15 protein-coding genes and 4 pseudogenes are annotated in these 18,835 nt (G+C 73.7%); 11 read left to right on the top strand and 8 right to left on the bottom strand.

The genetic code is table 11. The features are described 5' to 3' along the window. The first annotated feature begins 39 nt into the window (after positions 1 to 39). Positions 40 to 777, top strand: coding sequence for an MIP/aquaporin family protein (locus tag REH70_RS00865; protein WP_310750652.1), 738 nt, complete (start codon positions 40 to 42; stop codon positions 775 to 777). A gap of 98 nt (positions 778 to 875) precedes the next feature. After that, a pseudogene (glpK, locus tag REH70_RS00860) lies at positions 876 to 2,391 on the top strand (glycerol kinase GlpK). 74 nt (positions 2,392 to 2,465) lie between these two features. Here the strand turns inward: glpK and REH70_RS00855 are convergent. The 3 genes from REH70_RS00855 to REH70_RS00845 all read right to left on the bottom strand — a co-directional run bounded on the left by REH70_RS00855 (position 2,466) and on the right by REH70_RS00845 (position 5,179). Beyond that, positions 2,466 to 3,581 (bottom strand): sugar kinase, encoded by a 1,116-nt coding sequence (locus REH70_RS00855; protein WP_310750648.1) that lies wholly within the window; start codon positions 3,579 to 3,581, stop codon positions 2,466 to 2,468. 109 nt (positions 3,582 to 3,690) lie between these two features. Continuing rightward, positions 3,691 to 4,314, bottom strand: a complete 624-nt coding sequence (eda, locus tag REH70_RS00850; protein ID WP_310750645.1) for a bifunctional 4-hydroxy-2-oxoglutarate aldolase/2-dehydro-3-deoxy-phosphogluconate aldolase — start codon at positions 4,312 to 4,314, stop codon at positions 3,691 to 3,693. Between the two features lie 91 nt (positions 4,315 to 4,405). Then, entirely contained in the window at positions 4,406 to 5,179 is a 774-nt protein-coding gene (locus REH70_RS00845) for an IclR family transcriptional regulator (protein ID WP_310750641.1), read from the bottom strand. A gap of 197 nt (positions 5,180 to 5,376) precedes the next feature. Here REH70_RS00845 and REH70_RS00840 point away from each other — a divergent pair, with 197 nt between their 5' ends. Beyond that, positions 5,377 to 6,342: an AEC family transporter gene (locus REH70_RS00840; protein ID WP_310750638.1), complete on the top strand. Its 966-nt coding sequence runs from the start codon at positions 5,377 to 5,379 to the stop codon at positions 6,340 to 6,342. Positions 6,343 to 6,420: 78 nt separating this feature from the next. On the opposite strand, the gene uxaC is transcribed toward REH70_RS00840, so the two are convergent. Then, positions 6,421 to 7,854 (bottom strand): glucuronate isomerase, encoded by a 1,434-nt coding sequence (gene uxaC, locus REH70_RS00835; protein WP_310750635.1) that lies wholly within the window; start codon positions 7,852 to 7,854, stop codon positions 6,421 to 6,423. A gap of 133 nt (positions 7,855 to 7,987) precedes the next feature. On the opposite strand from uxaC, the pseudogene REH70_RS00830 reads away from it, so the two are divergent. The 3 genes and pseudogenes from REH70_RS00830 to REH70_RS00820 all read left to right on the top strand — a co-directional run. After that, positions 7,988 to 8,599, top strand: a pseudogene (locus tag REH70_RS00830) (LacI family DNA-binding transcriptional regulator); the annotation flags it as partial. 127 nt (positions 8,600 to 8,726) lie between these two features. Next, a complete protein-coding gene (locus REH70_RS00825) occupies positions 8,727 to 9,080 on the top strand; it encodes a substrate-binding domain-containing protein (RefSeq protein ID WP_310754082.1) in 354 nt (117 codons plus the stop codon). Positions 9,081 to 9,223: 143 nt separating this feature from the next. Next, the gene (locus REH70_RS00820; RefSeq protein WP_310754081.1) at positions 9,224 to 10,750 is read left to right on the top strand and encodes a mannitol dehydrogenase family protein; all 1,527 of its coding nucleotides are present in this window, start codon (positions 9,224 to 9,226) and stop codon (positions 10,748 to 10,750) included. Between the two features lie 19 nt (positions 10,751 to 10,769). Here the strand turns inward: REH70_RS00820 and REH70_RS00815 are convergent, their stop codons facing one another. Then, a complete protein-coding gene (locus tag REH70_RS00815) occupies positions 10,770 to 11,537 on the bottom strand; it encodes a TetR/AcrR family transcriptional regulator C-terminal domain-containing protein (protein ID WP_310750632.1) in 768 nt (255 codons plus the stop codon). A 78-nt stretch (positions 11,538 to 11,615) separates the two neighbouring features. Between REH70_RS00815 and REH70_RS00810 the strand changes: the two genes are divergently transcribed. Then, a complete protein-coding gene (locus REH70_RS00810; protein WP_310750629.1) occupies positions 11,616 to 12,008 on the top strand; it encodes a VOC family protein in 393 nt (130 codons plus the stop codon). Between the two features lie 22 nt (positions 12,009 to 12,030). Here REH70_RS00810 and REH70_RS00805 read toward each other — a convergent pair. Further along, positions 12,031 to 13,583, bottom strand: a pseudogene (locus REH70_RS00805) (UxaA family hydrolase). Between the two features lie 208 nt (positions 13,584 to 13,791). Next, positions 13,792 to 15,017, bottom strand: a pseudogene (gene manD / locus REH70_RS00800) (D-mannonate dehydratase ManD). Between the two features lie 317 nt (positions 15,018 to 15,334). Here manD and REH70_RS00795 point away from each other — a divergent pair. From REH70_RS00795 to REH70_RS00780, 4 genes are read left to right on the top strand one after another with little or no spacing between them, the layout of a single operon-like run. Then, positions 15,335 to 15,670: an ATP-binding cassette domain-containing protein gene (locus REH70_RS00795; protein WP_310750626.1), complete on the top strand. Its 336-nt coding sequence runs from the start codon at positions 15,335 to 15,337 to the stop codon at positions 15,668 to 15,670. After that, positions 15,667 to 16,032, top strand: coding sequence for an ATP-binding cassette domain-containing protein (locus REH70_RS00790; RefSeq protein ID WP_310750622.1), 366 nt, complete (start codon positions 15,667 to 15,669; stop codon positions 16,030 to 16,032). Before REH70_RS00795 ends, REH70_RS00790 begins: the two co-directional genes overlap by 4 nt. Continuing rightward, entirely contained in the window at positions 16,029 to 16,454 is a 426-nt protein-coding gene (locus tag REH70_RS00785) for a TOBE domain-containing protein (RefSeq protein ID WP_310750620.1), read from the top strand. The genes REH70_RS00790 and REH70_RS00785 overlap by 4 nt, the downstream gene beginning before the upstream one ends. Next, positions 16,451 to 17,803: an AGE family epimerase/isomerase gene (locus tag REH70_RS00780; RefSeq protein WP_310750617.1), complete on the top strand. Its 1,353-nt coding sequence runs from the start codon at positions 16,451 to 16,453 to the stop codon at positions 17,801 to 17,803. Before REH70_RS00785 ends, REH70_RS00780 begins: the two co-directional genes overlap by 4 nt. Here REH70_RS00780 and REH70_RS00775 read toward each other — a convergent pair. Next, positions 17,730 to 18,659, bottom strand: coding sequence for a D-2-hydroxyacid dehydrogenase (locus REH70_RS00775; protein WP_310750615.1), 930 nt, complete (start codon positions 18,657 to 18,659; stop codon positions 17,730 to 17,732). The genes REH70_RS00780 and REH70_RS00775 overlap by 74 nt on opposite strands. Between the last annotated feature and the right edge of the window lie 176 nt (positions 18,660 to 18,835).

Raw genomic sequence — 18,835 nt, 5'->3', positions numbered from 1 at the left:
TGACAAGGACGTCCCGTCAACACAACCTGAGAGGTCAACGTGGATTCTGTCTCCCTGGGAGATGTCTTCCTGTCCGAGGTCATCGGGACGGGGCTGCTGCTCCTGCTCGGTGCCGGCGTGGTCGCCAACGTCATCCTGCCGAGGACGAAGGGGTTCGGCGGCGGATGGCTCCTCATCAACTTCGGCTGGGGCCTCGCGGTGTTCGCCGGTGTGTTCGCCGCATGGCGCTCGGGTGCGCACATCAACCCGGCCGTGACCCTCGGCCTGCTCGCCAACGGCGCCGAGGAGTACGCCCCCGGGGTCGAGGTGAGCGTGACCTCGACCCTCGTCTACATCGCGGCCCAGCTCATCGGGGCCTTCCTCGGCGCCGTCCTGGCGTTCGTCGCCTACAAGAACCACTTCGACGAGCCGGCCGACCCGGCCGTGAAGCTGGGCGTGTTCTCGACCGGCCCGGAGATCCGGTCCTACGTCTGGAACTTCATGACCGAGCTGCTCGGCACCTTCGTGCTGGTGTACATCGTCATCCAGTTCGGCAACACCCCCAACCAGCTGGGCCCGCTGGCCGTCGCGCTCCTCGTGGTCGGCATCGGTGCGAGCCTCGGTGGTCCCACCGGGTACGCCATCAACCCGGCTCGTGACCTCGGGCCCCGCATCGCGCACGCCGTGCTGCCCATCAAGGGCAAGGGGTCGAGCGACTGGGCCTACGCGTGGGTCCCGATCGCCGGTCCGATCGCCGGCGGCATGCTCGCCGGCCTGTTCGCCCGCTTCGTCGCCTGACGCGGCCGTGCCTCCACGCACCCGCCGCACCCTCCCCGCCGTTCCCGCCCTCCCCGCCGTCCCCGACGGCGCCTCCCCCGAGAGAAAGGCCGTAGATCATGGCTGAGTACGTCCTCGCGATCGACCAGGGCACCACCAGCACGCGCGCCATCGTGTTCGACCACTCCGGCCTCATCGTCGAGACCGGGCAGCTCGAGCACGAGCAGATCTTCCCCAAGGCCGGCTGGGTCGAGCACGACGCCGAAGAGATCTGGCGCAACACCCGTGAGGTCGTGGGCCTCGCGCTGACCCGCGCGAACCTCACCTACCGCGACATCGTCGCCGTCGGGATCACCAACCAGCGCGAGACCGCGGTGGTGTGGGACCGGACCACCGGCAAGCCGGTCTACAACGCGATCGTCTGGCAGGACACCCGGACCCAGAAGATCTGCGACGAGCTCGCCGCGCTCGGCGGGGGCCGACCGGTACAAGGACCGCGTCGGGCTGCCGCTGGCGACCTACTTCTCGGGTCCCAAGGTGAAGTGGATCCTGGACAACGTCGACGGCGCACGGGAGAAGGCCGAGCAGGGCGACCTGCTGTTCGGGAACACCGACTCCTGGGTGCTGTGGAACATGACGGGCGGCACCAACGGCGGCCTGCACGTCACGGAGCCGACGAACGCCTCGCGCACCATGCTCATGAACCTCGACACCCTCAGCTGGAACGAGGAGATCGCGGCGGAGATGGGCATCCCGATGTCGATGCTCCCCGAGATCCGGTCGTCGTCCGAGGTGTACGGCAAGGGACGCGAGGGCGGGATGGTCCCGGGTGTCCCGATCGCCGGGATCCTCGGCGACCAGCAGGCCGCCACGTTCGGCCAGGCGTGCTTCGAGGTGGGCACCGCGAAGAACACCTACGGCACGGGCAACTTCATGCTGCTCAACACCGGCACCGAGCCCATCCCGTCGAAGAACGGGCTGCTCACCACGGTCTGCTACAAGATCGGCGACCAGCCGACCGTGTACGCGCTCGAGGGATCGATCGCGGTGTCCGGGTCGCTCGTGCAGTGGCTGCGGGACAACCTCGGGATGATCAGCTCGGCTCCCGAGATCGAGAAGCTCGCGGCGACCGTCGACGACAACGGCGGCGCCTACTTCGTCCCCGCGTTCTCCGGGCTGTTCGCCCCGTACTGGCGGTCGGACGCCCGTGGGGCGCTCGTCGGGCTGACGCGGTACGTCAACAAGGGGCACATCGCCCGCGCCGTCCTGGAGGCGACCGCGTTCCAGACGCGCGAGGTCCTGGACGCGATGAACGCCGACTCCGGGGTCGACCTCACCGAGCTCAAGGTCGACGGCGGCATGGTGGTCAACGAGACGCTCATGCAGTTCCAGGCGGACATCCTCGGCGTCCCGGTCATCCGGCCCCAGGTCGCCGAGACCACCGCCCTCGGTGCGGCCTACGCGGCCGGCATCGCGGTCGGCTTCTGGAACGGCGAGCAGGACGTCATCGACAACTGGGCGGAGGACAAGCGCTGGGAGCCGGCGATGGACGACGGCGAGCGCGACCGCCAGTACCGCCTGTGGAAGAAGGCCGTCACGAAGACCTTCGACTGGGTCGACGACGACGTGAAGTAGTCCGCCCGCACCGACGACGGCGCCCGTCCCCCGCGGTGGGGGGACGGGCGCCGTCGTCGGTGCGGGCGCAGGGCTCAGCGGTCGACGCGTGCCCCGCCACCGCCGGCGAGCTTGAGCACCTCGGCCTTGGTGACCATCGTGGTGTCGCCGGGCGTCGTCATCGCCAGCGCGCCGTGGGCGGCGCCGTACTCGACCGCGGTCTGCAGGGGCTGGCCGTCGAGCAGGCCGTAGATGAGCCCGGACGCGAACGAGTCACCGCCGCCGACGCGGTCGAGGATCTCGAGCCGCTCGCGGTGCGTGGACTGCACGACGCCCGTGTCGCGGGACCACGCCAGCGCGCCCCAGTCGTTGATGCTCGCCGAGTGCACGGTCCGCATCGTGGTGCCGATGACCTTGAAGTTCGGGTAGGCGGCCGCGGCGGTCTCGATCATGGCGGCGAACGAGTCGACCTCGAGCGCGGAGAGGGACTCGTCCACGCCCTCGACCTCGAAGCCGAGCGAGGCGGTGAAGTCCTCCTCGTTGCCGATCATGACGTCGATGTACTTCGCGATCTCCTGGTTGACCTCCTGCGCCTTCGCCTGCCCGCCGATCGCCTTCCACAGGCTCGGGCGGTAGTTGAGGTCGTAGGACACGACGGTCCCGTGCTCCTTGGCCTTCGTCACGGCCTCGATCACGGTCTCCGCGGCGGTCTCGCTCAGCGCGGCGAAGATGCCGCCGGTGTGCAGCCAGCGCACCCCGAGCTCGCCGAACAGGTGGTCCCAGTCGACGTCGCCCGGCTTGAGCTGGGACGCGGCGGTGTTGCCCCGGTCCGAGACGCCGACGGCGCCGCGCACGCCGAAGCCGCGCTCGGTGAAGTTGAGGCCGTTGCGCACGCTGCGGCCGATGCCGTCGTACGGCACCCAGCGGATGAAGTCGGTGTCCAGGCCGCCGGTCATGATGAAGTCCTCGACCAGCCGACCGATCTCGTTGTCCGCGAGCGCGGTCACGATCGCCCCGCGCAGCCCGAAGGCACGGCGCAGGCCACGCGTGACGTTGTACTCGCCGCCGCCCTCCCACGCCCGGAAGGAGCGCGCGGTGCGGATGCGCCCCTCGCCCGGGTCCAGGCGCAGCATGACCTCACCGAGGGAGACCGCGTCGTAGCGGCACTCCGCGGCGGGGCGGATGGTCAGGGCGGTCATCGGCTCGGTCATCGTCAGGTCCTCGCTGATCTGTCGGACGGGCTGTGCTGGGGGTGGTGTGGCGTGCACGGCGGTGGAGCGGGCGCTGCGGGTCGACGGCCTCACCCGCGGCGCGGGCGGGTCAGCCCTGGACGAGCGCGACGGCCTCGGCGGTGAGGGTCCGGATCCGGTCGAAGTCGCCGGCCTTGACCGCGTCGCGCGGGACCATCCACGAGCCGCCGACGGCGGCGACGGCGGCGATGCCGAGGTAGTCCTGGAGGTTCTTGGGGCCGACGCCGCCCGTGGGCACGAACGAGACGCCGGTGAACGGCGCGGCGAGCGCGGCGATCGCCGGCGCACCGCCGGACGTGCCCGCCGGGAAGAACTTCACGGTGGTCAGACCGAGCTCGAGGGCGGCCTGGATCTCGGTCGCGGTCACCGCCCCAGGCAGCGCGAGGACGCCGTGCTCCGCGCAGCGCTCGACGACGGCGCGGCTCAGGCCGGGCGAGACGACGTAGCTGGCCCCGGCGGCGACGGCCTGGTCGACCTGCTCGACGGTCAGGACGGTGCCGGCGCCGACGAGCATGTCGCCGCGGTCCGCCATCGTCCGGATGGAGTCCTGCGCCGCGGCGGTGCGGAACGTGACCTCCGCGACCGGCAGACCGCCGTCGACCAGGGCACCGGCGAGGCCGGCGGCGTCCTTGGCGTCGTCGAGCACGACGACGGGCACGAGGCGGGCGGCGCGCAGGGATGACAGGACGTCCATCGCGGACTCCGTTTCGCTGGATGGAATGAGGGTGTCGCTCTCCGGAATTAGGATGCCACACGAGATCGGTCCGCTCAAGGCCTCGGCACGGTCACGGCAGGCGCAGTCCGGCGGGAAGCAGCGGGGGCAGCACCTCGCGGACCTGTGCGTGGACCGTCGCGATCCTCTCCGCCGTCATCCGCTCGGCCGGCGCCGTCACGCTCACCGCCGCGACGGCCGACCCCGAGCGCAGCAGCGGCACCGCGACACAGCTGATGCCGACCTCGTTCTCCTCGTCCTCGGTCGCGTAGCCGGTCTCCCGCGCGCGCTCGAGCACGTCCCAGACGTGGTCGACGTCCACCTCCACGCCCTCACCCGCCGCACGCACGTACCCCGCGAGCATCGAGCGGTCGGTCCCGCGGAAGGCGAGCAGCGCACGTCCGAGCGCGGTCGTCACCGCGGGGCGACGCCGCCCCACGGCGGACCAGACGCGCACCGACCGTTCGGGCTCCACCTTGTCGAGGTAGACCACGTGCGTGCCGCTGAGCACGCCCAGGTGCACGAGCTCGTCGGCGACCCCGCACAGGGCGACGAGCGCCGCGTGCAGCAGGACGGGGAGGTTCTCGTCCCCGAGGAAGTCGTCGGCGAGCTGCGTGGCCGCCGACCCGAGGACGTACGCACCGGACGCCGGGTCCTGGGTGACGAACCCCCGGAACCGCAGCGCGGCCAGCGCGCGGTGCACGGTCGACTTGTTCAGCCCGAGCGTCCCGGCGAGCTCGGCGAGGGACATCCCGCGGGCTCCGGCGCCCGCGAGCGCCTGCAGCGTGAGCAGCGCCCGGTCGACGCTCTCGACCGGCGACGCGCCGGTCGGTCCAGGCTCCGTCATCGGGTCGCCCTCCTCTGCCTCGGGTCCGCGTCCGCGCCCCGCGCCCGCGCCCGCCAGCGTAGGGCGATTTCCGGACGCGGCGGTCGCGGCGGGGCGTCCACGCCTGCGCCCCACGGGACGTCGTCGGCGGGGGCCTGCGAGGATCGCCCGGTGACCGCGCGCCTCGTCCCTGCCCCGTCCACCTCGGTGGGCCGCTGATGGGAGCGGTGGCGACCGCGCTCGGGACGATGGCCGCGATCGGCGTCGCGGGCTGGCTGATCGGGCGGTACCGCTGGCTGGGTGCGGGGGCCGAGACCGTGCTCGCCCGCACCGTCTTCGCCGTCGCGACCCCGGCCCTGCTGCTGGTGACCATCGCCCGCGCCGACCTGCACCTGCTCGCGTCCCGGACGGCGCTGACGATCGCGATCTCGACGCTCGTCGTCGCCGGTGTCGCACTCGCGGTCGCCCGCGGGCTGTGGCACCTCGCCGCGGGCGAGGCGACCGTCGTGACCCTGGCGTCGTCGTACGTCAACGCGGGGAACCTCGGGCTGCCGCTCGCGGTCTACCTGCTCGGGGACGCGACCGCCGTCGTGCCCACGCTGCTGTTCCAGCTGCTGGTCCTGGCCCCGATCGCCTTCGTCGTCCTGGACTCGCGACGCCCCGGGGCCGACGACCGGGCCGACGACGCCGCGGTCGGCGTGGGCGCGGTGCACACCGGCGCCCGGGGCGTTCTGGGCCGGACGCTGCGCAACCCCATCATCATCGCCACGCTCACCGGGCTCGTGCTGTCCGGGCTCCCGTGGGAGGTCCCGGACGTCGTCCTCGAGCCGTTCCGGCTGGTCGGCGCCGCGGCCGCACCGCTCGCACTGCTGACCTTCGGCATGTCGCTCGCGGTCCCCCGCCCGGCCGGCGGCCGACCCGGCGGCAGGCGCGAGCTCGTGCTGGCCGTTTCCCTGCGGTCGGTCGTCCACCCGCTGCTCGCCGCGGGCGTGGGCCGGCTGCTCGGGCTCGAGGGCCCCGAGCTCCTCGCGGTGGTGACGATGGCGGCGCTGCCCACCGCGCAGAACGTCCTCGTGTACGCGCTGCAGTACGGGCGCGGCCAGGCCGTCGCGCGGGACGCCGGACTCGTCACGACGCTGCTCGCCGTCCCGGTCATGCTGGCGGTCGCCGCGACGCTCGCCTGACCGACGACCGGCGACCGCTGAGCGACGTCCGCCCGGCGCCCGTGACGGTGCACGGGCGCCGGGCGGACGTCGGGGACCTCAGCCGAGCGCGGGGTACGCCGCCTTCGGCAGGTTGTAGGCGAGGTCGACGGCGGTCTCCACGGCCTCGTCGAGGTCGAGGCGGTGCTCGGCGACCAGGCGGCCGAGGTGCCCGGCGTCGATGCGGCGGGCCAGGTCGTGCCGGGCCGGGATGGAGAAGAACGCGCGGGTGTCGTCCACGAAGCCAGTGGTGTTGTAGAAGCCGGCGGTGTCGGTGACGGCCTCGCGGTAGCGGCGCATGCCGTCCGGGGTGTCCAGGAACCACCACGGCGCGCCGAGCTTCATCGCCGGGTACACGCCGGCGAGCGGGGCGAGCTCGCGCGCGAACACCGTCTCGTCGACCGTGAAGACGATGAGCCGCAGGTCCGGGTGGTGGCCGAAGGACTCGAGCAGCGGCCGCAGGCTGTGCGTGTACTCGGTCGGCACCGGGATGTCGTACCCGACGTCGGCGCCGCGGGCGGCGAACACGTCGGCGCTGTGGTTGCGCAGCACACCGGGGTGGATCTGCATGGTGAGGCCGTCCTGGGTGGACATGCGGGCCATCTCCCACAGCATGTTCCCGCTGAACGCGTCCGCCTCGGCCGTGGTGACCTCGCCGCGCAGTGCGGCGGCGAAGATGCGGGCGGCTTCGTCCGCGGGCAACGGCGTGGTGTCCGCGGAGAGGTGACCGTGGTCGGTCGCGCGGGCACCGGCGGCGACGAACGCCGCCCGGCGGGCCTCGAGCGCGCGCAGGTACGACGGATAGGAGTCCACCGCGATGTCGGCGCGCTCCGCGAGGAGCGCGACGTCGTCGCGCCAGCCGGGCTTGTCGAGCTGCAGCACCGCGTCGGGGCGGAACGTGGGGACCACGCGCTGGCCCCAGCCCCGCTCCGCGAGCGCGGCGTGGTCCGACAGGGTCGCCGTCGCGGGGTCGGTGGTGGCGACGATCTCCATGTCGAACCGGTCGAAGAGCGCCAGCGGGCGGTACTCGTCGGTGGCGAGCTTGGCGACGATCTCGTCGTAGAGCGTGTCCGCGGTCTCGGCGGACGGGCGCGCGCTGAGGCCGAAGACCTCCACGAACACGTGCTCGAGCCAGTAGCGCGTCGGGGTCCCGCGGTACAGCTTCCAGTTGGCGCAGAACGTCCGCCAGATCGCGCGCGGGTCGGTCTCCACCGCGCCGCCGTCCTTGCGCGGGACGCCGAGCGCGTCGTGCGGCACGCCCTGGGACACGATCATCCGCACGAGGTAGTGGTCGGGGACCACGAACACCTCGGCCGGGTCACCGAAGTGCTCGTTGCGCCGGAGCATCGCCGCGTCGACGTGCCCGTGCATCGACACGATCGGCAGGTCACGGGTCTGGGCGTAGACCGCGCGGGCCAGGTCCCGGGTGACGGGATCGGCCGGCAGGGCCCGGTCGGGGTGCAGGGCCCAGGTGCCCGGGGACGGAACGGTCACGACAGACCTCCACGTTGAGACGGTGTGAAACACACGGGTGCCGGTCGAGTGTGCGGCATCGTCGCTGCTCACGGCAACAGCGTGCAGCAACCGGAGGCAACCGACGCACGTCCCTTGTGAGACACCGTGAGACATGGTGAAATCGCGTTTCACATCGGACGACGCCGACGACGCCCAGGGAGGCCCCGTGGTCACGCTGCGCGACGTCGCCCGCGCCGCGGGCGTCTCGCCCGCCACCGCGTCGCGCGCGCTCGCCGACCCCGGCGCGGTCGCGACCGTCCGGCGCGAGCGCGTCCTGCGCGCCGCGCACGACCTCGGCTACCGGCCGGTGGGCGGCGTCGTGGGCGCGCCCGGCCCCGTCGACCTGGGCACGCCGCGGGTCACCCGGCGGCTCGGGGTGATCGTGCCGGACATGGAGAACCCGTTCTTCTCCGGGCTCGTCAAGGGCATCCAGCACCGGGCGTGCGCGGCCGGCCTGACCGTCTTCGTCGCCGACGCGGACGAGGACTCGCAGGTCGAGGCCGAGCTCGTCGACCACCTGGCACCGGACGTCGAGGGCCTGCTGCTGTGCTCCCCGCGGATGTCCGACCGCGCGCTCGCCGCGCTCGCCGCCCGCCCCGGTCGCCCGCGGGTGCTGCTCGTGAACCGGGACGCGCCCGGACTGCGCTCGATCACCGTGGACAACGTCGACGGCATCCGGCAGGCGCTCGAGCACGTCCACGCGCTCGGGCACCGGCGCATCGCCTACGCCGGCGGCCCGACCGACTCGTGGTCCGACCTCGAGCGGCGCCGCGGCCTCGCCGCCGTCGTCGGCACGCTGCCCGACGTCGACCTCGTCGACCTCGGCCACTTCCCCGGTCTTCGCGGGCGGCGTGGCCGCGGCCGACCTGGTGACCGCGAGCGGCGCGACGGCCGTGCTCGCGCACAACGACCTCATCGCGCTCGGCATCCTCGACCGGCTGCGGCTGCGCGGCGTCCCGGTGCCCGACGCCGTCTCCGTCGTCGGGTTCGACGACGTGCCCGCCGCCACCCAGGTCACGCCCGCCCTGACCACGGTCGCCATCCCGCTGCGCCTGCTGGGGCGCACGTGCGTGGACACCCTGCTCGACCCCGCCCCCGACGCCCCCGACGCGGGCGACGCCGGCGACCGGCGCTCGAGGCCGACGGCCGTCTCGCTCGTGGTGCGGGCCTCCACCGGCCCCCGCCGATCCGCCCTTCCCGCCTGACCGACTGACCGACTGACCGCCCCACCGCTCCACCGCTCCACCGCTCCCACCGCTCCACCGCCTGACTGCCCGACTGCCTGACTGCCTGACCGGCACCGTCCCCACCCCCGACCGAGAGCTGACGCGATGACTTCCCCGACCCGCTGCCCCGCCTGTCCCTGGGCACCCTCGAGAGCGCCGGCTCCGCCGCCCGGCCCTCCGGCGCCTCGGCAGATGCCACCGTCCAGCCGCCCGCCGTCGACCCGCGGACCACCGGGATCGGCATCGTCCACCTCGGCGTGGGCGCCTTCCACCGCGCCCACCAGGCCGTCTTCACCGAGGAGGCCGCGGCCGCGGCGGGTGAGGACCGCTGGGGCATCCTCGGCGTCACCGGGCGCAGCCCCCGGGTCGCCGAGCAGCTCGCCCCGCAGGACGGCCTGTACGGCGTCCTCACCAAGGGCCGCGAGAGCACGTCGCTGCGCGTGATCGGCTCGATGCGGGGCGCGGCGTCGCTCGGCGACGAGTCCGAGCGGGTGCTGACCGCGATCGCCGCCCCCACCACGCACATCGTGTCCTCGACGGTGTCCGAGAAGGGCTACCGGCGCAACGCCGCGGGCGGCCCCGACCTGACCAACCCGGACCTCGCCGCCGACATCGCCGCCCTCACGGCCGAGCTGTCCGGCCGTGACGCCGGCGCCCCGGCGCGCACGCCGATCGGCGCGCTCGTGCGCGGCCTCGCCCGCCGCCAGCGCGCGCACGGCGCACCGCTGACGGTCGTCTGCTGCGACAACATGATGGACAACGGCCGGGTGGTCGCCGGCCTGGTCGCCGGGATCCTCGACGCCGCCGGCGGCGCCGACGCGGCCCGCGTGCGGTCCTGGGTCGAGGAGTCCGTCCGCTTCCCGGTCACGATGGTCGACCGGATCACGCCCGCGACCACGGAGGCCCACCAGGCCGAGGCGAGCGCGCTGTCCGGGTGGCGCGACGAGGCGCTCGTCGTCGCCGAGCCGTTCACGCAGTGGGTCGTCGAGGACCTGTTCGCCGGGCCGCGGCCACGCTGGGAGCTCGTCCCCGGCGCCACGCTGACCGACGACGTCGCCCCGTACGAGCGCGCCAAGCTGCGCATGCTCAACGGGAGCCACTCCGCCGTCGCGTACCTCGGTGCCCTGCGCGGGCACCGCCTCATCGATCAGGCGATGCTCGACGCCGAGGTGGCCGGGCTGGCCCGCCGGCTGCTCGACGAGGACGTCATCCCGACCCTCACCCCGCCGGCCGACCTCGACCTCGCGCACTACCGCGACGACATCCTCGACCGCTACGCCAACCCCGCCACCGGCTACACGACCCTCCAGGTCGCCGGGGACGGGTCGCAGAAGGTGCCGATCCGCCTCATCAGCACCGTCGCCGACCGGCTCGCCGCGGGATCCGTCCCCGCCGCGGCGACGCGCGCCGTCGCGGCCTGGGTCGTGTTCGTCGCCCGCGGCCGGGACGTGAACGGCCAGGACCTGCCGCTGGACGACCCGCTGGCCGACCGCCTGCGCGAGGTCGCGGCCGGTGACGACGCCGGTCTCGCCGACCGCATGCTGGGCATCCACGAGGTGTTCAGCGAGCCGGTCCGGGAGCACGACGGCTTCCGGTCGGCGCTGCGGTCCGAGGTCGCGGACCTGCTGGGCACCGTGCCCGCCCGCTGAGCGCGGGGGCTCGCGGCCCTCAGCGGGGCACCGCCCGGTCGATGAGGACGGCGAACCCGTCGAGGAGCCGCTCGAGGCCGAACCGGTAGGCGTGCTCCGGGTCGTGCGCGCTGCCGTGCGCACGACCCGCGGCCTCGCCGATGCGGATCGCGCGGGGATAGCGCGCGGGGTCGAGCACACGCGCCAGGACGGGGGCCGCACCGGCCCACCACTGGGCGTCGTCCATCCCGGAGTCACGTCGCGCGGCGCGCACCGCCCCGGCGTCGCGCGCGCACGTCCGGACGAACCCGAGGAGCTGGGTCAGGCAGTCGTCGATGGTGACGTCGTCCAGCCCGCAGCCGTCCCACGCCGCGAGCTCGTGCTCGTACCGCGCCATCTGGCCCGGGCCGAGCGGAGGACGCAGGGTCGACACCTCGGCCGCCCACGGGTGTGCCCGGTAGAGGTCGCGATTCTCCTCCGCGACCGCGCCGACGCGCTCGCGCCACCCCCGCCCGGACGTGTCGGCGCGCGGCGCGGCCGCGAGGACGGCGTCGAGCATGAGGTCGAGGAGGTCGTCCTTGCCCGCGTAGGTGTACACGGACATCGTGGCGACCCCGAGGCGGTCGGCGACACGGCGCATCGTGAGCCCCGCCAGCCCGTCGTCGTCGGCGACGCCGATCGCTTCGGTCACGACCGCGTCCAGGTCGAGCGCGCGGCGCGGCCCGCGCCGCGGCACCGACGTGGGGTCGCGCCACAGCAGGGCGAGGGTCCGCGCCGGGTCGCCGGCGCTCGTGCGGTCGGGGCTCACGGGAACATCCTCGCTCGCCGTACGTTGTACGACGTACACCGTCCAGCCGACGGTCGGCCGCCCGACGAACGGACCCCGATGAAGATCCTCTCCAGCGCCGTGTCGCTCACCGTCGACGACGTCCCCGCGTCGCGCGACTTCCTCCGCGACCACTTCGGCTTCGTCGAGCAGATGTCGGCCGACGGCTTCGCCTCGTTGGCCCGCGACGACGCCGGGATGAACGTCGTCCTCCTGCGGCGGGGCCTGCCCACGCTCCCCGCCGACCAGCGGGACGTGCACGCCACCGGGCTGATCCTCGCGTTCGTCGTCGACGACCTCGAGGGCGAGCTCGCGCGGCTCGAGCGGGAGGGCGTCGCGATCACGATGCCGCTGACGGTCGAGGAGTGGGGCGAGCGCGCGTTCCAGGTGCGCGACCCCAACGGCGTCATCGTGCAACTCGTGGACTGGGAGGGCGACGTCCGGGACCGGTGACCGCCCGCCGGCAGCCCAGGCGTCAGGTGACCGTGCCCAGCTGCCAGGGGATGAACTCCTCCTGGCCGAGGTCGAGCTCCTCGCTGACGGTGGTCTCGCCCGAGGCGACCGCGATGATGCGCTCGAGGATCTCCTCGCCGACCTCGGTGACCGTCGCGATGCCGTCGACGATGCGCCCCGCGTTGAGGTCCATGTCGTCGCTCATGCGCTCGTACATCTCGGTGTTGGTCGCGAGCTTGATCACCGGCGTGGGGCGCCCGCCGAGCACGGAGCCGCGGCCGGTCGTGAAGCACACGACGGTCGCGCCGCCGGCGATGATGCCGGTGACGGACACCGGGTCGTAGCCCGGGGTGTCCATGAAGACCATGCCGCGCTCGGTGACCGGCTCGGCGTACTCGTACACCGCGGACAGGTCCGCCTGGCCGGCCTTCGCGACCGCACCGAGGGACTTCTCGAGGATGGTCGTGAGCCCACCGGCCTTGTTGCCGGGCGACGGGTTGTTGTCCAGGCTGCCGCCGCCGGCCCGGGCGTAGTCCTGCCACCAGTCGATCCGGTCGAGCAGCTTGCGGCCGACCGCCTCGGAGACCGCGCGGCGCGTCAGCAGGTGCTCGGCGCCGAACACCTCGGGCGTCTCGGCGAGGATCGACGTGCCCCCGCGGCGACGAGCCGGTCCGAGGCGTGGCCGAGCGCCGGGTTGGCGGTGATGCCGGAGTACCCGTCGGACCCGCCGCAGTTGAGCCCCAGCACGAGCTCGCTGATGGGTGCGGGTGCGCGGCGCCGGGCGTCCAGCTCGGGGAGCATCTCCTTGATCTTGTCGATGCCGGCCTTCACCGTGGCGCGGATGCCGCCGGTGGCCTGGATGGTCAGCGTCTCGACGAGGGTGTCCGCGGGCAGCTCCAGGCCGTCGACGAGCGACTGCACGGGGACCATCTCGCACCCGAGGCCCAGGACGAGCAGACCGGCGACGTTCGGGTGCTGGGCGTACCCACGCAGCGTCCGCACCAGCATGTTCGAGCCCTCGCTGCCGGGCACGAGGCCGCAGCCGCTGCCGTGGGTCAGCGCCACGACGCCGTCGACGTTCGGGTAGGCGTCCAGGGCCATCCCGCCGAAGTGGGCGGCGATCATCTTCGCGGTCGACGCCGAGCAGTTCACCGAGGTCAGGACGGCGATGTAGTTGCGGGTGCCGACCTTGCCGTTGGCGCGGTGGTAGCCCTGGAAGGTCGGGAGCTCGCCCTCGGGGGCCGGGAGGTCCCGGCGCACGGTGCCGAACTCGTAGGCCCGGGCGGTGTCGTCCATCCCGAGGTTGTGCGCGTGCACGTGGTCCCCGGGGCGGATGTCGGCCGTCGCGAGCCCGATCGACTGGCCGTACTTGTGCACCGGCGCCCCGGCCGCGACCGCGCGCACGGCGAGCTTGTGGCTGCGGGGCACGTCGCCGGGCAGCACCATCTCGCCCGAGGGGGTCAGCACGCGGGTCCCGGCGGGCAGCTCGCGGGTGAGGACCGCGACGTCGTCGTCGGGGCGCAGGAGCAGGGCGCACTCGGCCAGGGGCAGCACACCTGGGTCTGTGGTGGTCATGTCCGGGCCTCCTGGGGCATCACGGCTGACATCTCCTCGGACGTGTCGCGCCGGGCGCGTCCCGCAGGGGCGCGCGAGTCGCGCGCAGCGGCAGCGGCGCCGGCAGGCGCAGGACCGGGACGTCGTCGGCCACGCCTCCCTCGATGGTAAGCGCATTCCGGACCGGGCACAACGCCCGGGGCCGGGGCTCCGCGCCCCGGCCCCCGCGTCACCAGTCGTGGACGGTGCCGTCCAGCAGCCGGTTCACCGGCAGGTACGCGGGCGTGTACGGGAACGTGGCCGCGAGCTCGTCGTCGATGTCGACTCCCAGGCCCGGCGTCTCGCCCGGGTCGAGCAGCCCGTCGGTGAACGTGTAGCTCGTCCGGAAGACCTCGAGCGTCTGGGTGTTGTGCTGCATGTACTCGACGATGCCGAAGTTGTGCAGCGCGATGCTCAGGTGCAGCGCGGCGGCCATGCCGACCGGGGAGATGTCGGTCGGGCCGTGGAACCCGGACTTGATCCCGTAGATCGCGGCGAAGTCCATGAGCTTCTTCATCGCGGTGATGCCGCCGCCGTGCGTGACGGACGAGCGCACGTAGTCGATGAGCTGCTCGGTGATCAGCGTCTGGTAGTCGTGGACGCTGTTGAGGACCTCGCCGATCGCCAGCGGCGTCGTCGTCATCGACCGCACGCGCCGCAGCGCCTCCTGGTTCTCGGCCGGGGTGCAGTCCTCGAGCCAGAACAGGTCGTACGGCTCCAGCGACCGGCCGAGCTGGGCGGCCTGGTTGGGCGTGAGCCGGTGGTGCGCGTCGTGCAGCAGCGGCAGGCCGGCACCGAACTCCTCGTGCACCGCGGCGAACACGCCGGGGATGTGCTGCAGGTAGAACCGGGTGTCCCAGTCCTCCTCGACCGGGACGGCCGTGCGACCGGCGGGCTCGTAGTCGTACTTCTGCCCTCGCGCCTGGTCGCCGCCGACGCCGTAGATCTTCTTCAGCCCGGGCACGCCGGTCTGGACCCGGATCGCCCGGAAGCCCTCGTCGAGGTGGTTGCGCACCGAGTCGAACAGGGCCTCGAGCGTCGAGCCGGATGCGTGCCCGTAGGCCAGCGCCCCCGCCGGCTCCGGCCACCCAGCAGCTGGTAGACCGGCAGGCCGGCCACCTTGCCCTTGATGTCCCACAGCGCCATGTCGACCGCGGCGATCGCCGACATCGTCACCGGACCACGACGCCAGTACGCCCCGCGGTACAGGTACTGCCAGGTGTCCTCGATGTTGTCCGCCTCGCGTCCCACGAGCAGCGGGACGAGGTGGTCGCGCAGGTAGGAGACGACGGCGAGCTCGCGCCCGTTGAGCGTCGCGTCACCGAGCCCGACGACGCCGTCGGTGGTGGTCAGACGCAGCGTCACGAAGTTGCGACCCGGGCTGGTGACGAGGACCTCGGCACTGGCGATCTTCACGCGGCCACCTCGACGGTCCGGTCCGCACGGGCACCGCTCCTGGAGTCACGGACTGCACGGCGGCGCGGCGCGCCGACCGCGCGATGGGGATGAGCCGGCATGACGTCTCCTCCTCGAAGCGCTGACCAGGACGCGACGCGTCGCGACCTGGAGTGGGGCTGGACGTCGAGGATGCTACCCGTGCTCCACGACGGCCCCGCCGGCCGGCTCGTCCGCCACAGGTCGGACGCCGCACCTGCCGCGGGTAACGTCTGGCGGCGACATGGTGCTCCTGAGGAACGACGCGCGGTCCGCCCGGTCCGCCGCTGGCGGCTGAGATGGCCATCGCCACCGGCGGCTGGGACACGCTCACCCTGCGCCGCGTCGGCCGGACCTTCGGGGAGACCGAGGCGCTCGTGGACCTCGACCTCACCGTCCGGTCCGGGGAGCTCGTCGCCCTGCTGGGCCCGTCGGGCTGCGGCAAGACCACCGCGCTCCACTGCCTCGCCGGCTTGATCCCGCTCACCCACGGCGAGATCCTCATCGACGGCGAACGGGTCGACACCGTCGCCGCCGAGCGGCGCGGGTTCGGGGTGGTCTTCCAGGACTACGCGCTCTTCCCGCACCTGACCGTCGAGGGCAACGTCGCCTTCGGCCTGCAGATGCGGGGGTGACCAAGCCGGAGATCGCACGCCGTGTCGGTGAGGCGCTCACGATGGTCGGGCTCGCGCAGCACGCGAAGAAGCTCCCCGGCCAGCTCTCCGGCGGCCAGCAGCAGCGGGTGGCCATCGCCCGCGCCGTCGTCCTCCGGCCGCGCCTGGTGCTCATGGACGAGCCGCTGTCCAGCCTCGACGCCAACCTCCGCCTGGAGATGCGCACCGAGATCCGCCGCCTGCACCAGGCACTGGGGTGGACGACGATCTACGTCACGCACGACCAGGAGGAGGCGCTGTCCCTCGCCGACCGCCTGGTGGTGCTCCGCGAGGGCCGGGTGCAGCAGGTGGGCACCCTCAGGAGCTGCACGACGCCCCGGTGAGCTGGCACGTCGCGGACTTCATGGGCTACCGCAACCTCCTCGACGTCGACGTCACCGCGGTCGCGGGGGACGCCGTGACCGTCGCGGGCCGCGGCCTGACGCTCCGCGGCACCGCGATGGGCCCGGTCGCCGTCGGTGACCGCGTGCGGGTGGCTGTCCGCCCGGAGGACCTCACCGTGGCCCCCGGCGCGCCGACCCAGGGCGGGACCACCACGACCGCGCGGGTCTCGGTCGTGGAGTACCACGGCCGGGAGTTCGCCGTCGAGGCCCTCACGTCCAGCGGGCTCGCGCTGCACGCCCGGTCGCACCACGCCCCCCGGGTGGGCAGCATCGTGGAGCTCACGGCCGACCCACGCCGCGTCCTGGTCTACCGGACCGGGCCCGGGCACCCGGCCCCCTCCGCGAACCAGGAGCCGTCATGACCGCCGAGCCACCCGCGCCGTCCGGCACGCCACCGATCGACGTCGACTCCCCCGACCACCACCGCCGCCTCGGAGGGCTCGGGCGCGACCTGCTCGACTTCAGCCGTGCGGCCGCCCTGCCCGACGGCGGCTGGGGCTGGCTCGACGCGCGCGGCGCCGTCACCCCGGGGCTGCCGGCGCGGCTCTACGTGACCTGCCGGATGACCCACGTCCACGCGCTCGGGACCCTGCTCGGCCACCCGGGCAGCGCCGACGCGGCCGACCACGGGCTGCGGGCGCTCACCGGGCTGTTCCGGGACGCCGCGCACGGCGGGTGGTTCGGGGCGGTCGACGCCGACGGCTCGCCGGTGGACGACGACAAGTCGGCCTACCCGCACGCGTTCGTCGTCCTCGCCGCGTCGAGCGCGGCGATCGCCGGCCGCCCCGGTGCGTCCGCGCTGCTGACCGACGCCCTCGACGTGGTCGAGCGCCACTTCTGGGACGACGCCGCCGGGATGATGGTCGAGACGTGGGACCGCACCTTCACGACGCTCGACCCGTACCGGGGCATGAACTCCGCGATGCACACCGTCGAGGCGTTCACCGCCGCGTACGCGGCCACCGGGGACGACCGCTGGCTGGACCGGGCGGTGCGGATCACCCGGCGTGCGCACGCCGAGGCGCGCGCGCACGCGTGGCGGCTGCCCGAGCACTACGACGCCGCCTGGCGCCCGCTGCTGGACCACAACAGCGACACCCCGGACGACCCGTTCCGTCCCTACGGCTCGACCGTCGGCCACTGGCTGGAGTGGAGCCGCCTCACGCTGCACGTGCGCGCGGCGCTACTCACCCGGTCCGGCGACGAGGCGACCCTGACCCTCGCCGCCGAGCTGCTCGACGGCGCCGTCCACCTGTTCGACGCCGCCGTCGAGCAGGGGTGGGCGGTCGACGGCGAGCCGGGGTTCATCTACACCGTCGACTGGGACGGCAATCCGCGCGTCCGCCAGCGCCTGCACTGGGTGCTGTGCGAGGCGCTCGGCGCGGCGACGGTGCTGCGGCAGGTCACCGGGGACGACCGGTACCGCGACCACGAGGCGACCTGGTGGGCGTACGCCGAGCGCTACCTCGTCGACCACGAGCACGGGTCGTGGCACCACGAGCTCGACCCGCACAACCGTCCGGCCGCGACCATCCGGCCCGGCAAGGCCGACGCGTACCACGCGCTGCAGGCGACCCTGCTCCCCGGCTCCCGCTGGGGCAGTCGCTCGCGAGCTCGCTCGCGGCCGCGCGCCGACCCTAGAGGTCCTCGGGCGCCACCACGTTGCGCAGCGTCTCGCCGTCGAGCAGGCGCCGCGCGTTCTCGGCGGTGAGCTCGGCGATCCGGCGGTCCTCCTCGACGCTGAGCGCCGCGGTGTGCGGGCTGAGCAGCACGTTCGGCAGGTCCCACAGCGGGCTGTCGCCGGGCAGCGGCTCGACGGCCGTGACGTCCAGCACCGCACAGCCGACCGAGCCGTCCCGCAGCGCGGCCACCAAGGCGTCCTCGTCGATCACCGTCCCGCGGCCGACGTTGACGACGGTCGCGCCGGGCCGCAGCGCGGCCAGCACCGCGGCGTCGACCAGCCCGGTCGTCGCCGCCGCCCCGGGCAGGGTCACGACGACGGCGTCCGCGTCCGCGGCGACGTCGGCGAGCCGGTCCAGCCCGACGACGCGCTCCACGCCCTCGACCTCGACCGGGCTGCGGTTCGCGCCCAGCACCCGCGCGCCGACCGCACGCAGCAGCCGCGCGGTCTCCCGGCCGATCGCCCCCAGCCCCACGACGAGGACGGTCTGCTCGCGCACCTGGCCCATGAACCAGCGCGCGGGCCACTCGTGCGCGTGCTGCTGGGCGATCAGCCGCGGCAGCGTCTTGGCCCCGGCGAGCACCCCGAAGAGCGCGAACTCGGCGAGCGTCCCGGCGTGGACGCCGGCCGAGGTCGTGAAGGTCACGCGCTCCAGCGCGTCGGCGTCGAGGTCCGCAGCCGCGACCGACGCCGCCCCACCCGCGGCCATGGTCTGCACCCAGCGCAGCCCCGGGTTGGCCGCGACCGTCCGGGCGAGCGCCTGCGACGAGACGTCCGGGATGCCGTAGAGCGCCTCGGCGGAATCGACCAGTGCGTCGAACCGGGCCTGCTGCTCGGGCGTGCGCCGCCACGCCGGGTCACCGCCGTGGTCGCCCGGCTGACGCATGGGCGGCAGGAGGTCGTGGTCGCGGACGAGCTCGACGCGGGGCTCGAGCTGCTCGACCAGCCGGCACAGCTCCTCGGGCAGGGTGTGGCCAGGACCATCCGGAGCCGGTCGGTGGAGGTCATGGGCATCCCTTCGGCAGGTGGTGCGGGAGTCGGTACGCGGTGCGGAAGCGGGCC

The sequence above is a fragment of the Cellulomonas sp. ATA003 genome (assembly GCF_031582905.1).
Taxonomy (GTDB): Bacteria; Actinomycetota; Actinomycetes; order Actinomycetales; family Cellulomonadaceae; genus Pengzhenrongella.
This window is presented reverse-complemented; position numbering and strand designations above follow the sequence as displayed.

Bases quoted from the DNA above. Each gene is read 5' to 3' on its own strand.
- REH70_RS00855 (WP_310750648.1), bottom strand. From the start codon at position 3,581: ATGACCGAGCCGATGACCGCCCTGACCATCCGCCCCGCCGCGGAGTGC.
- eda (WP_310750645.1), bottom strand. From the start codon at position 4,314: ATGGACGTCCTGTCATCCCTGCGCGCCGCCCGCCTCGTGCCCGTCGTC.
- REH70_RS00845 (WP_310750641.1), bottom strand. From the start codon at position 5,179: ATGACGGAGCCTGGACCGACCGGCGCGTCGCCGGTCGAGAGCGTCGAC.
- REH70_RS00840 (WP_310750638.1), top strand. From the start codon at position 5,377: ATGGGAGCGGTGGCGACCGCGCTCGGGACGATGGCCGCGATCGGCGTC.
- REH70_RS00810 (WP_310750629.1), top strand. From the start codon at position 11,616: ATGAAGATCCTCTCCAGCGCCGTGTCGCTCACCGTCGACGACGTCCCC.
- REH70_RS00795 (WP_310750626.1), top strand. From the start codon at position 15,335: ATGGCCATCGCCACCGGCGGCTGGGACACGCTCACCCTGCGCCGCGTC.
- REH70_RS00780 (WP_310750617.1), top strand. From the start codon at position 16,451: ATGACCGCCGAGCCACCCGCGCCGTCCGGCACGCCACCGATCGACGTC.
- REH70_RS00775 (WP_310750615.1), bottom strand. From the start codon at position 18,659: ATGCGTCAGCCGGGCGACCACGGCGGTGACCCGGCGTGGCGGCGCACG.